The organism is Thiohalocapsa halophila, assembly GCF_016583825.1.
GTDB lineage: Bacteria > Pseudomonadota > Gammaproteobacteria > Chromatiales > Chromatiaceae > Thiohalocapsa > Thiohalocapsa halophila.
Map to the genome: position 1 here is coordinate 1 of NZ_NRRV01000007.1, position 12,697 is coordinate 12,697.

Annotated in this window: 13 protein-coding genes; 1 reads left to right on the forward strand and 12 read right to left on the reverse strand. The window is 70.5% G+C overall.

Annotated features, from left to right (window positions below; all coding sequences use genetic code 11):
- From CKO31_RS04230 to CKO31_RS04240, 3 genes are all read right to left on the reverse strand, one after another.
- The coding region (locus CKO31_RS04230; RefSeq protein ID WP_200234331.1) for an ExbD/TolR family protein at positions 1–430 on the reverse strand (430 nt) is incomplete at its 3' end.
- Positions 427–1,059 carry a MotA/TolQ/ExbB proton channel family protein gene (locus tag CKO31_RS04235; RefSeq protein ID WP_200234502.1) on the reverse strand — a complete coding sequence of 211 codons (633 nt, stop codon included), beginning with the start codon at positions 1,057–1,059 and terminating at the stop codon, positions 427–429. The genes CKO31_RS04235 and CKO31_RS04230, both read right to left, overlap by 4 nt.
- 210 nt (positions 1,060–1,269) lie before the next feature.
- A complete protein-coding gene (locus CKO31_RS04240; RefSeq protein WP_200234332.1) occupies positions 1,270–3,624 on the reverse strand; it encodes a DNA internalization-related competence protein ComEC/Rec2 in 2,355 nt (784 codons plus the stop codon).
- Between the two features lie 256 nt (positions 3,625–3,880).
- Here CKO31_RS04240 and CKO31_RS04245 point away from each other — a divergent pair, with 256 nt between their 5' ends.
- Positions 3,881–4,408 (forward strand): DUF2062 domain-containing protein, encoded by a 528-nt coding sequence (locus CKO31_RS04245; RefSeq protein ID WP_200234333.1) that lies wholly within the window; start codon positions 3,881–3,883, stop codon positions 4,406–4,408.
- Here CKO31_RS04245 and lolD read toward each other — a convergent pair.
- The 9 genes from lolD to CKO31_RS04290 all read right to left on the reverse strand — a co-directional run bounded on the left by lolD (position 4,378) and on the right by CKO31_RS04290 (position 12,658).
- Positions 4,378–5,115, reverse strand: a complete 738-nt coding sequence (gene lolD, locus CKO31_RS04250) for a lipoprotein-releasing ABC transporter ATP-binding protein LolD (protein WP_200234334.1) — start codon at positions 5,113–5,115, stop codon at positions 4,378–4,380. The two genes, CKO31_RS04245 and lolD, sit on opposite strands and share 31 nt — an antisense overlap.
- 44 nt (positions 5,116–5,159) lie before the next feature.
- On the reverse strand, positions 5,160–6,440 hold the full coding sequence (locus CKO31_RS04255; RefSeq protein ID WP_200234335.1) for a lipoprotein-releasing ABC transporter permease subunit: 1,281 nt from the start codon (positions 6,438–6,440) through the stop codon (positions 5,160–5,162).
- A 226-nt stretch (positions 6,441–6,666) separates the two neighbouring features.
- Positions 6,667–7,737, reverse strand: coding sequence for a hypothetical protein (locus tag CKO31_RS04260; RefSeq protein WP_200234336.1), 1,071 nt, complete (start codon positions 7,735–7,737; stop codon positions 6,667–6,669).
- Between the two features lie 184 nt (positions 7,738–7,921).
- A complete protein-coding gene (locus tag CKO31_RS04265; RefSeq protein ID WP_200234337.1) occupies positions 7,922–8,662 on the reverse strand; it encodes an S-methyl-5'-thioinosine phosphorylase in 741 nt (246 codons plus the stop codon).
- 314 nt (positions 8,663–8,976) lie between these two features.
- Positions 8,977–9,429, reverse strand: a complete 453-nt coding sequence (locus CKO31_RS04270; protein ID WP_200234339.1) for a hemerythrin domain-containing protein — start codon at positions 9,427–9,429, stop codon at positions 8,977–8,979.
- A 305-nt stretch (positions 9,430–9,734) separates the two neighbouring features.
- Positions 9,735–10,295, reverse strand: a complete 561-nt coding sequence (locus tag CKO31_RS04275; RefSeq protein ID WP_200234340.1) for a hypoxanthine-guanine phosphoribosyltransferase — start codon at positions 10,293–10,295, stop codon at positions 9,735–9,737.
- A gap of 78 nt (positions 10,296–10,373) precedes the next feature.
- The gene (locus tag CKO31_RS04280; protein ID WP_438874000.1) at positions 10,374–11,168 is read right to left on the reverse strand and encodes an ABC transporter permease; all 795 of its coding nucleotides are present in this window, start codon (positions 11,166–11,168) and stop codon (positions 10,374–10,376) included.
- A 64-nt stretch (positions 11,169–11,232) separates the two neighbouring features.
- The gene (gene nikB / locus CKO31_RS04285) at positions 11,233–12,153 is read right to left on the reverse strand and encodes a nickel ABC transporter permease (RefSeq protein WP_322789089.1); all 921 of its coding nucleotides are present in this window, start codon (positions 12,151–12,153) and stop codon (positions 11,233–11,235) included.
- A 31-nt stretch (positions 12,154–12,184) separates the two neighbouring features.
- A complete protein-coding gene (locus tag CKO31_RS04290) occupies positions 12,185–12,658 on the reverse strand; it encodes a L,D-transpeptidase (RefSeq protein ID WP_200234343.1) in 474 nt (157 codons plus the stop codon).
- Positions 12,659–12,697: the final 39 nt, after the last annotated feature.

The window sequence follows — 12,697 nt, forward strand, 5'->3', positions numbered from 1 at the left end:
ACGGCGCCTGGTCCGTGCGGCTCGCGGCGAAGGCCACCCGCTGTATGCCGAGCTGCCCCAGGGCGTCCAGGGCCGTCATCACCGCCTGGTGCGGGGTCTCGGCGTCGGCCCGAATGAGTACGGGCCGATCGGCCGCATCGGGACCCGCGGTCGCCTCTTCCAGCGCCCGGCGCAGCGTACCGACATCGGTGCCCAGCACCTCGCGGCCGTCCACGTAGAAGCGCCCGGAGACATCCACCACCAGCTCCAGCAGGTCCAGCTCGCCGGCGGCAGCCGGCTCGCCGTCGGCCTGCGGCAGCGTCAGGCGCAGCCGCGCGTCGTCGTTGAAGGTGGTGGAGACCATGAAAAAGATGAGCAGCAGGAAGACGACATCGATGAGCGGCGTCAGGTTGATGTCCGGGGGCTCCCGGCGCCTGGGCCGCAGGTTCATGCCTGGCCCCCGTAATCGCCGGCCTCGCGCGCGCCCTGCATCACCTCGATGAGCCTGAGCGCCTGCTCTTCCATGGCGACGATGAGCTTGTCGACGCGATTGTCGAAATAGCGATAGAACATCAGCGCGGGGATGGCCACGGACAGCCCCGAGGCCGTGGTGATGAGTGCCTGGGAAATACCGCCGGCGAGCACGCCGGGGTTGCCGACGCCGGCCTCCATGATCACGCCGAAGACCTCGATCATGCCGAGCACGGTGCCGAGCAGACCGAGCAGCGGCGTCACCGCCGCGATGGTGCCCAGGGTGTTGAGATAACGCTCCAGGTCCGCCACCACCTGGCGGCCCGTGTCCTGGATGGCCTCCTTCATGACCTCGCGGGAATGGAAGCGGTTCACCAGGCCGGCCGCGAGCATGCGCCCCAGGGCCGAGCCCTCGCGGATCTCGGCGATGCGGTCGTCGTTCAGGAGCTGCCGGCGGTGCAGCTGCCAGATGCGGCTCACCAGGTCCTCCGGCATGATCGCCCACCGGCGCAGGGCCCAGAAACGCTCGATGACGATGGCCATCGCAACGATGGAGCAGAGCAGAATCGGCCACATCAGCCAACCGCCCGCCCGCAACAGCTCGAACACCTGATCAATCACTCCCGAATTGCCCCTCCGGTATCGCGCCGGGTCCAAAACCTCGGAATCATAACAGCTCCGGGCCATGCCGCCGACGGGGCACCACGACCCGGCTGTACACGCATAGGGTTGCCGTACCGGCGGCGGCAGGGCGGCGTTGTTGCAGGCCGCCGGTGAGCGGGACTCCTCGGTGCAAGCGCGGCCAAGACCTCGCCATGCTCAGGGTGGTGCCCGGCTCGTGGCGTCCGCGGGCCTCGGGCGGTGGCGCCAGAGTCGCTGGCGGACTTCACGAGCGCCTGTCGGTACCAGCGGCCCCGGCTGCGCCGGCAGCCGCAAGGTGACGCCGCCGTCCGTGGCCGTGCTTGCGGCGGCGGCACCGAGGGCCCGCACCCTGGCCACCACGTCCGCGCTCGGGAAGCCGAAGCGGTTCGCGTAGCCGGCGGAGAACCAGACCCAGTCCGGGTCCACCGCACGCAGGAAGGCCGCGGTGCTGGAGCTGTCGCTGCCGTGGTGCGACGCCAGCAGGACATCCGCCGCCAGTGCCCCCGGCACGGCAGCCACCAGTGCGGCCTCGACACCGGCCTCGATGTCGCCGGTCAACAGCACGCTCGCGCCGCCGGCCGCCACGTGCAGCACACAGGAGGCATCATTGCCTTCCTGAGCCGGGCCCGACGGATGCAGGACGCGGAATTCGACGCCGTCCCAGCGCCAATGGTCGCCCGCGCGGCAAGCCTCGGCGGCCACGCCCGCCGGCGCGTCCAGTGCTTGGGGCTCACCGCTCAGCACCCGGCGGACGGGCAGATCAGCGGCGAGGCCCTCGAGCCCGCCGGCGTGATCCTGGTCCGCATGGCTCACCATGGCGATGTCGACGCCGCCGACGCCGCGGTGGCGCAGATACGGCGCCACCACCACAGTGCCCGTATTGAAGCCGCTGGGCCAGCCGACCCCCATGTCGTAGACCAGCGTATGGCCGGCCGTGCGCACCACCACCGCAAGCCCCTGCCCCACATCCAGCATGGTGAGCTGCGCCGCGCCCGGCGGCGGCGCCGGCGGCCGCGCCGCCGCCAGCGGCAGCAACAGCACCAGGCCGAGCCAACGCGCCGGCACACCCCGGGGCGCAAGCAGCAGCAGCGCCCCGCCCCCTGCCGCGAGCCACACCCAGAGCGCACGCCCGCCAAGGGTGACACCGGCCAGCTCCCAGCCGGCGATGGCGGCCAGCAGGGCATAGCCGGCATCCAGCACCACAGCCACCGGCCAGAGGGCCCAGGGCCAATCGCCGGCGAGGGCCAAGCCCGCGAACAGCAGCACCACCGGCAGCAACAGCCCGAACAGCGGCACCAGCACCAGGTTCACGGCCGGCGCCACCAGCGACGCCCGGGCGAAGAAGAACAGCAGCAGCGGCAGCAGCCCCACGGCCACGGCCCATTGCGCCCGCCCCCAGCGCACCAGGGCAAAGGGCGGCGCCAGCCGCTGGCTTAGAGCGTAGAGCAGCATCGCCACGGCAGCGAAGGACAGCCAAAAGCCATAGGAGAGCACGCTCGCCGGGTCCAGCAGCAGCACCGCCAGCAGCGCCAACGCGAGACCGGACCAGGGCCGCAGGGTGCGGCCCAGCATGGCAGCCACCAGTACCACCGCCAGCATGGCCAGCGCCCGCTGCGTGGAGATGGAGAAGCCGGCGAGGGCCGCATAGCCCGCGGCGGCCAGCAGCGCCACACCTGCGGCGGCTCGCGGCGCGGCGAGCCGGCGCGTCAGCCGCGGGAAGCGCGACCAGCTCCAGCGCACTGCCAGCAACACCGCGCCCGCCACCAGCCCCACATGCAGACCCGAGATGGCGATGAGATGGCTGGTGCCGGTGCGCGAGAAGACCTCCCATTGCGCCGGCGTCAGGCCGCCGCGGTCGCCGAGCACCAGCGCCGGTACCAGCGCCGCGGCAGGGCCCTCCGGCAGCAGAGCCGCCAAGCGGTCGCGCAAAGCCTGGCGCCAGTGATCCAGCCGATAGGGCCCGGGCCCGGCCGTGAGGCGCACCGCCGCCTCCGGGTCCCGCACATGTCCGGTGGCGGCGATACCGCGCTGAAAGAGCCAGCCTTCGTAGTCGAAGCCGCCGGGATTGACGAAGCCGTGCGGGGGCTTCAGGCGCAGCGACAGCCGCCAGCGCTGGCCCACTCGCAGCGCCGGGCGCTCCCGGTACCAGGACAGGCGCACTAGGCCGCGGAAGCCGAGCGGCTCGCCGTCTGCCCGCAGCCGCTCGATGCGGAACAAGAAGCGCTCGGCGTAGCCCTTGTCCTGCGGCAGCGAGGCGACCCGCCCCACGGCGACCAGTGTCTGATTCACGCGCTGCTCCGGAAACGGGCTGCAGAGGACGCGGCAGGCATCCAGGTACGCCCAGAGCGCGCCGGCCGCCACCAGCGACACCAGCAGTGCCGGCGCCAGTGCCACCGGCAGCCGCCGGCGCCAGCCGGCCGCCGCCAGCAGCAAGACGCTCGCAACGCCCGCCAGGAGCCAGGGCAGCCAAGGCCCAGGCAGGCGCGGCAGTGCCGCGAAGCCCCCGCATCCGGTCGCGAAGGCCAGGGCCACGGGTGTGGGTGACAGCCTTCGGGGGGTGGCGACGGGCCCGGCTTCAACGCGCTGTGCTGGAGCGCCATCCATGGCCAAAGCCGGGTCTCAGCCCTTGCGGACCCGGTCCTTCAGGTCCAGCTCACCCACGAGGGGGGCGCGCCAGAGACAGCGTCGGCAGGCGCGCCGAAGGCAGCGGACCGGCCCGTTTCGACGCCTTGGTGCTGGCGTATACTCGCTGCGGCGCCGCCCATTCAGAGGCCCCAGACCCGACACCGTGAGACGCTGGCTCAAGGGCATCCTGCCCAACCCGCGCGTGATCCTGGAAAGCCGCTGGATCCGCGTATTCGGCACCCTGTTGCAGGACCCCAATCTTTGGCACCTGAACCGACGCTCGGCATCGGGCGCCGTCGCCGTCGGACTGTTCATGATGTACATGCCGCCGTTCGGGCAGGTATTCATGGCTTCGGCAGCGGCTATCAAGCTGCGGGTCAACCTGCCCATCGCCGCCTCCATTATCTGGCTCAGCAACCCGCTGACCATACCCCCGATGTTCTACCTGGCCTATGTCATCGGCGCCTTTCTGACCGGCCAGCCCATCCGCACCTTCGAGCCGGACTTCTGGCTCGACTGGCACAACTGGCTCGGCGTGCTCGGCCCCCTGGCGCTCGGCTGCCTCATTTGTGCCTGCACCTTCGCCGCCGCCGGTTATTTCACGGTGCAGTGGCTCTGGCGGCGGAGCCTGCGCCAAGAGATCCGCCGCCGGCGCCGGCGTTATGCCGCAGCTCGCGACAGCACGCCATAGTCCAGGCGCCAGATCTGATCCGCTCGGGCCGCGAGGTCCGTGTCATGGGTGACGATCACCAAGCTGGTGCCCTGCTCGGCGTTCAGCTCCAACATCATCTCGTAGACATCCGTCGCCGTGTGTCGATCCAGGTTGCCGGTGGGCTCGTCCGCCAGCACACAATCCGGGCGGGTCACCAGGGCTCGGGCGACCGCCGCGCGCTGGCGCTCGCCGCCGGAGAGCTCGGAGGGCTTGTGCGTGAGCCGATGGTCGAGCCCGACGCGCGCCAGCACCGCCGCCGCGCGCTCGCGCGCCTCTGCCGGGCGCAGCTTGCCGATCAACAGCGGCATGGCAACGTTCTCCAGCGCCGTGAACTCCGCCAACAGATGATGGAACTGGTAGACGAAGCCGAGCTTGCGGTTGCGCAGCAGTCCACGCTCGCGCTCGGACAGGCGCATCGGGTCCTGGCCCGCCCAGAGCACCTGCCCGGACGAGGGCCGCTCCAAGCCGCCCAGGCAGTGCAACAGCGTGCTCTTACCGGAGCCGGATGCACCGACGATGGCGACGCGCTCGCCCTGCCCGATGGTGAGATCCACGGCGCGCAGCACGACCACCTCCTGGGGTCCTTGGCGAAAGGTCTTGCCGACACCGCGGGACTCCAGCACCGGCAAGGCCGTATCCGTCGCAGCGCCCGGCGTCGGCGTCGCGCTCTGGGCCAGATCATTCATAGGGGTCGTTCACGGTCTTCACTCAGGCCGATCATTCAGGGCGATCATTCATAGCGAAGGGCCTCCGCCGGGTCGGTGCGTGCCGCACGCCAGGCCGGATACAGGGTGGCGAGCACCGACATCAGAAAGGCGCCCCCGCCCACCCGCAGCACGTCGCCGGCGCGCACGTCCGAGGGCAGCGCACTGATGTAGTAGATGCTCGGGTCCAGGAAGTGCACGCCGAAGGCGCGCTCGATGCCGGCGACAATGGGCTCGACGTTCCAGCCGAGCAGCACACCGCCGACGACCCCGAGCAAGGTCCCGGCGACACCAATGGTTGTGCCCTGCACCATGAAAATGCCCATGACCCGCCCCGGCGAGGCGCCGAGGGTGCGCAGCACGGCGATGTCGGCGCGCTTGTCGGTCACCACCATCACCAGCGTCGAGACGATATTGAAGGCCGCGACGGCGACGATCAGGAATAGGATGATGGTCATCATCCGCTTCTCGGTGCGCAGCGCCGCGAAGAAGTTGCGGTGCACCTGGGTCCAGTCCGTGACGCGATAGGCCACGGCCGACTCGGCACCTTCGCGCTCAGCTTCCGCATTCAGCGCATAGGCGACCTCGCGGGACACCAAGGGCGCGTCGAACATGTCCGTGAGCTTGAGACGAATGCCCTCGGCGGCCTCACCCAGGCGCATGAGCAGCGCTGCGTCCGCCATGTGCATGAAGCCGGCGCCGCGGTCATAGTCGGACATGCCAACCTCGAACAGCCCGACGACCTCGAACGCCTTGAGCCGCGGCATGACGCCCACCGGCGTCGCGTTCAGCTGCGGCGTCACCACCGTGACCTTGTCGCCGACGCCGACGCCGAGCACGGCCGCGAGCTCCGCGCCCAGCACGATGTTGAAGCTCTCCGCTGTCAGGTCGTCGACACTGCCGACGACCATGTCCCGGCGCAGATCGGATACGGCGTCCTCACGTGCGGGCACGATGCCGCGCAGCAGCGCCGCATGGGTGCGCCCGGCGTTCATCAGCATGGACTCCAGCTCCACGTAGGGGGCGGCCCCCACCACGTCCGGGTATTGCTGCACACGTTCCACCACGGATTGCCAGTCGGCGATGCCTGCGTCCGGCGCGCTCAGGGTGGCATGGGAGGCCATGCCGAGGATGCGCTCCTGGATCTCCTTGTGGAAGCCGTTCATAACCGACAGCACCACGATGAGGGCGACGATGCCGAGCATGATGCCCAGCATGGAGATCAGCGAGATGAAGGAAATGAAGTGATTGCGCCGCCGCGCCCGGGTGTAGCGGAGACCGACGAACAAGGGCAGGGGCTGGAACATGGGTGGGGCTTAGAGCGTGCTCCGCACGCACAGAGCGCGCACGGACATGAGTTGTGCCACAGGGGCGGCCGGCAGCTGACGGCCGTGGTTTGCACGGAATGCCCCGGCACGGGGCGTCGAGGACGCTACGCTCTTGTGAGCCGCCGCCGAGTAGCGCCGCTATCGCACGCCGCCGCCCAGGCGGCTGGACCCTGCTGAGAGCAGCCACCCAGCGGCGGCATGACGGCTACTCGCTGCCAGCCGGCGCGGCTGGTGCACGGCCGGGTGCATACCCCGGATACATGGGCACCGGCGGCCTGGCCATGGGCATCGGTGGGCGGTTGCTGTAATACTGCTGCCAGCGCTTGCGGGCCTCTTCCATGGCTTGCTGGCGCATGGCCTCGTACTGCCGCATCAGCTCGGCGCGGCGCTCCTGGGCGGCCTGCGCCGCGGCTGCCGGCGACCGAGGCGCCGCCGCACGCGGCGGTGCCATGCGGTAACCGGCCGTGGACTCGGGCCTGGTCGCCGGCGTCGGCCCGGGTGCCGCAGCCGCTTGCTGCGCAGGCTGCGAGGCGGGTGCGCTCGGCTGCTGTGCGGGCGCCTCTGCCGGGGTCTTCTCGGCGGTCTCGGCCTGCTCGCCAGCGCCCCCGGCATCGGCCGATTCTTCATTCATGACGGCTTGGGCGAAGGCCTCGGCTTCGGCCTTGCTGACCTTCTCGGCCTCGGCCTCGGCATCGCCGCTGGCCGCGGTGTCGACCGGCGCGGGCGCTGGCTTGGGCTCGGGCTTTGCGGGGGCTTCGGGGGCGGCCTTGGCAGGCTCAGGAACGGTCGCGACCTGGGCGGCGGCGGGCTCGGCCTGGTCTGACGCTGGCTCTGAAACTGGCTCTGGCACCGGCTCCGACACCGGCGGAGCGGCGGCGGTGCTGGCATCGATGCTGGCGGCGGACGCCGGCTTGGGCGCGGACGGCTCCGGGGTGGCCGCCGCCTGCTGGCGCTGAGGCTGGGGCTCAGTCTGGGGCTGAGGCTGGGGCGGCTGAGTCTGCGGTTGTGCAGTCGCGGGCTGGGCGGCGGCTTGCGCGGGCGCCTCGTCCGGTGCCGCGGCACTCGCGGACGCCGTGGTGTCCCCAGCGGCGGTGCCGGCGGCTGGCGTGTCGGTGTCACTCGGCTCGGCGCTCGCCATGGGCGCCTGGGTCGTCTGCTCGCTGCGCTCGACGGCGCCGAGGTAGAGGTAGCCGAACAACAGCACCAAGCCCCAGAGCAGGAGCTTGGGCAGGAAAGTGAGCCGGCTGTTGGAAGCTTGTTCGCCTGATTCGGCCATGTTGTTTACCTCGTGCTTCGAAATTCAGACGCCCATAATAACCCTTGCGGGGCCAAGGTGCCCGACTGGGGTGCCCGACTGGGGTGCCCGACCGGGCCGCGCGGCTGGCCGTCCAGGCCCTGCGCGCAAGCGCCCCGCGAGACCGGGATGTCCGACCCGCTGGCAGGCCGCCGGCGCCCCGCAGTCAGTGTGCGGCCACCAGTGCCAGCAGCAGCCGGCGTACGGCATCCGCGCAGCGCGCCAGATTGGCCTCGATGTCGGCCATGGTCACCTCGCCGTCGGCCTTACCGGCGGCCCAGTTGACCACGAATGCCAGTAGTGCGTAGTTGAGGCCGCGCTCGCGTGCGAGCACCGCTTCGGGCATCGCGGTCATCCCCACCAGATCGCAGCCGTCGCGCTCCAGGCGCCGGATCTCGGCCGCTGTCTCTAGCCGCGGCCCTTGGGTGACACCGTAGGTACCGCCGGCGTGCACATCCATACCGGCACCCGCCGCGGCCGCGAGCAAGCGCTCGCGCAGCCCCGGCGTCAGGGGGGCGGTGAAATCGACGTGCATGACGTCGCCGTCGGCGCCGTCGTAGAAGGTGCTCAGGCGTCCCCAGGTGTAGTCGATGAGCTGGTCGGGCACGCAGAGGCGCAGCGGGCCGCAATCGGCGGCGATGCCGCCGACGGCGCCGAGTGCCACCACGTCCGTGACGCCGCGATCCGCCAAGGCCTGCACATTGGCGCGATAGTTGATGGCATGCGGCGGAATACTGTGGCCGGCGCCGTGGCGCGGCAGAAAGTAGAATGCCTGCCCGGCGTGGCGCAGCGTCAACAGCTCCGCCGAGGGCGCACCATAGGGGGTGTCCACCCACTCGCGGTGAGCCACTTCCACGTCCGGCAGCGCTGCAAAACCGGACCCGCCGATGATGCCAAGATGGCCCATGTACATGCTCCGTGGCCGACCCGCGGCTGCGCGCGGCACACCACAGCGGCGGCCCCGGGGCGTAGGCGACAAAACGCGCGCAGTCTACGCCGCGGCGGCCGCGGCGGCAAACCGACGCAGCTGCGGAAGCCGTCCGGGGGTCGTTGAAAGGCTGAGCTAGCAGCAAGGCGCAAAAAAAATCGGGCCGGTCCCAGCCAGGGGACCGACCCGATGCAGCTGGCGCGTTAGCGCCAGCGCAATGCTATGTCAGGGGCGAGCGACTCAGCGGTGGGCGAAGCTCCATGCCCGCCGCATGCCCGCCCCGCCCTCGCCCGTTAGGCGCGCTGCTCGGCGTAAGAGGTGAACATGCCGATCTCCACCAGCTTGGGGAAGAGCACCTGCTCCTCGCGGTCGATCCGGTAGGTCAGCATATCGAAGATCTCCCGGGACTCCTCCAGAAATTCTTCCGTGAAATTGAAATCGCAATCCTTCAGCCACTTCCTGTAGTACTCGTCGAAGGTGCGGCGCAGGGGCTTCTCGCCGCTGATGAAGCCCCAAGCGATAGACTTCACCTTGGGGTCCTCATGGATCAAAAGGTTCGGATACAGTTGCCGGTCTTCTTCGGCCAGGTGCGCCTTGACCTTCTTGGCCAGATCACACATGAGCTCGTACGCGGTCTTGGCATTGGGCCGGATCTTGAGCTGCTCGACGGTCATGATAGAGCGCAGATCGTCGATCATCTGGCGCAGCTCGGCGTGGCTATTGCGGTAGCCATCGAGTGATTGCATTACCCATCCTCCTCGTTCACTGCGGTGAGCCGTCGGGGTGGTCACCGCCCGGGGCGCCGGGGCTTGCGGCACCCGCCGGGCCGGTGTTGCGGTGGAGGCACCGGCAAGACGGCTGCATCGGCCCTGGCGGTTGCGCCAGCGACGGCGAGCTCATCGGGCCTTGCAAAACCTGCAAGTGAGGCACGCCGCCACGCACACGCTTACGGGCCGTATGTGAGTGATGGTTTAACGCATGCACCCTCTAATGTCAAAAAGCCCTTCATTATATTAGCGTTTTATCTGGCAGCCCCATGCCCTGGGCCGCATCAGACATCGTCGTCGGCGGCGGCATAGATGCCCGGCAGATTGCGAAAATAGCGCTTGTAGTCCAGCCCGTAGCCCATGACGTAGCGGTTGGGCAGGCGCAGACCGATAACATCGGGCCGATAGTCGGTCTCGGCTGCACCCTCCTTCATGGTCAGCACCGCAGCGGTGACGCTCGCCGCACCGTCCTCGCCACAGGCGTGGGCGATCGCCTCCATGGTGTGGCCTTGGTCGAAGATGTCGTCGACGATGAGCACATGCTCACCGCGCACGGCCTCCGCCGGGCGATGCTGCCAATGCAGCTCGGCGCCGCTCAGTGCACCGCGATAGCGCGTGGCATGCGCATAGTCGAGGCGCAGCGGAAACTGGAGGCGCGGCAGCAACAGCCCGGCCACGACGATGCCGCCGGTGACCACCGACAGCACCAGCGGGTCCTTGTCGCCTAGGCGCGCGGCGATGTCGGCGGCCATGGCATCCAGGGCCGCCTCCACCGTCGCCTGGTCGGCCAGGCACTCGGCACGGGCGAGCACACCGGCGTAATGATCCGCGGGCATCTTGTGCATCAAACGGCTCCTTTGGCGTTGCGGGTCGCAGGGGAGGGATTGGCGCCGGCCGGGACCGGCCGGCGACGACAGCGTGCTTCAGCGCCGGGCAGTGCGTACGTCCAGGTGGTCGCGCAGGCGGTCGCCGAGGAGGTTCACCGCCAGCACCACCAGCATCAGCGCGGCGCCGGGGGCCGCCACCAAGTGCGGCGCGGTGAGCATGTGCGCGACGCCGTCGCGGATCATGCTGCCCCAGGACGCCGCCGGTGGCTGCACGCCGAGCCCGAGGAAGGATAACCCAGCCTCGGCGACCACCGCACCGGCGATGCCGAAGGTGGCCTCGACGATCAGGGGCGCGGCGGCCAGGGGCAGCAGGTGTCTGCGCAGGATGCGGACCGGGCCGGCGCCGAGCGCCCGGGCGGCCAGCACATGGTCGCGGCGGCGCAGCGAGAGCACCTGGGCCCGCGCCAGCCGGGCATAGCCCACCCAGCTCACCGCGGCCAGGGCGATGACGACATTGCCGAGCCCGGGCCCGAGAATGCCCGCCAGCGCGATGGCGAGCAGGATGCCGGGGAAGGCCAGGAAGACGTCGATGATGCGCACCATCAACAGATCCACCCAGCCGCCGGCGAAGCCGGCGACCCCGCCCAGGAGCGCACCGACGGCGACGGACAGCAGCACGACGCCGAAGCCGACGGCCAGGGAGGTGCCGGCACCGGCCGCCAGCCGCGCCAGCACCGGCCGCCCGAGGTCATCGGCGCCCAGGGGCAGCCCCGGGGCCGGCGGCGCCAAGATGCGCGGCAGGTCCACTCGGTTGGCCGCATCGGTCACGAAGGGGCCCGCCAGCGCCGCCGCCAGCCAAGCCAGCAGCACCAGCCACGGCAAGACCGCCAGCGGCCGCCCCCGCCGGGCGCTTTGACGGCGGGCGCCCCGGCCTTGCGGGGACGGCCGCTGGCGCTCAGTCGGCGCTGATGCGCGGGTCGATCCAGGCATAGGCGAGATCCGTCAGCGTGTTGACGGCGACGTAGGACAGGCTGATCAGGAGCACGCAGCCCTGGACCACCGGGAAGTCCCGCGCCTTGATGGACTCCACCAACAGGCTGCCGATGCCGGGCCAGGCGAACACCGTCTCCGTAATCACGGCGCCCGCCAGCAGGCCGCCGAGCTGGAGACCGATGACGGTGAGCACCGGCAGCCAGGCATTGCGCAGCGCATGGCGCCAGAGCACCGCCGCTTCCCCCAGGCCCTTGGCACGGGCGGTGCGCACATAATCCTCCCCGAGCACCTCCAGCATGCTCGCGCGCACCATCCGCGCGAGGATAGCGGCGAGCGCAGTGCCCAGCGTGAGCGCCGGCAGCACGATGCCGAGCGGCGCCTGATCACCGCTCACCGGCGTCCAGCCGAGCCAGAGCGAGAAGACGAGAATCAACAGCGGCCCGAGCCAGAAGTTCGGGATGGAGATGCCCAGCAGCGACAGCGTCATGGCCGCCGAATCCACCGCGCTGCCCCGAAACCGTGCCGCCAGCACGCCCAGTGGCAGTGCGACCACCAGGGCGATACCGAGCGCCGCCGCGGCGAGCCGCAATGTCGCCGGCAGGCGCTCGGCGAGGATCGCCGTCACCGGGCGCTGGTCCAGAAACGAGGCCCCGAGGTCCAGCCGCAGCAAGTCGCCGAGATAACTCCAGTACTGCTCCCAGAGGGGCCGATCCAGGCCAAGCGCCGCGCGCAGCGCCGCGCGGTCCCCGGCCTGGGCGCGCTCACCGAGCATGGCCTCCACGGGGTCGCCAGGCACCAGGTGGATCAGCGCGAACACCAGGGTGCAGACGCCGAGCACCACCACCAGGGCGCTCGCCAGACGGGTCAGGACGGGCGCGGGCACGCTGCGCAGCGCCGGCGCGGGGACACCGGCGTCAGTGGATGTCCACGACGCTGCCCAGGGGCACGGCGTCAAAGAGCGCGATGAGGTCCGCATCGCGCATGCGGATACAGCCGTGAGAGCGCGGCACGCCCATGGGCTCAGTGGGCGGACAGCCGTGGATGTAGATGAACCGTCGCAGGCTGTCCACATCGCCGCCGCGGTTGCGCCCGGGCTCGGTGCCCGTGAGCCAGAGGATGCGGGTCAGGATCCAATCCCGCTGCGGCTGACACGCGCGGAGCTCGTGGCTGTAGACCTCGCCGGTCCAGCGCCGGCCGCGGAACACGGCGCCCGCCGGACAGCCGGCGCCGATCTTGAGCCGCACCCGATGCCGCCCGCGCGGCGTACAGCCGCTGCCGTGGCGCTCGCCCGGGCCATTGGCCCCGGTGGAGACCGGATAGACGCGGGGCGCGCCGGCAGCGCGCAGTGTCAGCGTCTGCTGCGACAGATCGATGCGGATTACCGCCATCTGCGTCCCGAGCTCCAGAGCGCCCTGGCCAAGTCGCGC

What these genes read in the sequence shown, in the direction of transcription:
- CKO31_RS04270 (WP_200234339.1), bottom strand. Translation starts at nt 9,429, where the DNA reads ATGCAATCACTCGATGGCTACCGCAATAGCCACGCCGAGCTGCGCCAG.
- CKO31_RS04260 (WP_200234336.1), bottom strand. Translation starts at nt 7,737, where the DNA reads ATGGCCGAATCAGGCGAACAAGCTTCCAACAGCCGGCTCACTTTCCTG.
- CKO31_RS04290 (WP_200234343.1), bottom strand. Translation starts at nt 12,658, where the DNA reads ATGGCGGTAATCCGCATCGATCTGTCGCAGCAGACGCTGACACTGCGC.
- CKO31_RS04265 (WP_200234337.1), bottom strand. Translation starts at nt 8,662, where the DNA reads ATGGGCCATCTTGGCATCATCGGCGGGTCCGGTTTTGCAGCGCTGCCG.
- CKO31_RS04255 (WP_200234335.1), bottom strand. Translation starts at nt 6,440, where the DNA reads ATGTTCCAGCCCCTGCCCTTGTTCGTCGGTCTCCGCTACACCCGGGCG.
- lolD (WP_200234334.1), bottom strand. Translation starts at nt 5,115, where the DNA reads ATGAATGATCTGGCCCAGAGCGCGACGCCGACGCCGGGCGCTGCGACG.
- CKO31_RS04275 (WP_200234340.1), bottom strand. Translation starts at nt 10,295, where the DNA reads ATGCACAAGATGCCCGCGGATCATTACGCCGGTGTGCTCGCCCGTGCC.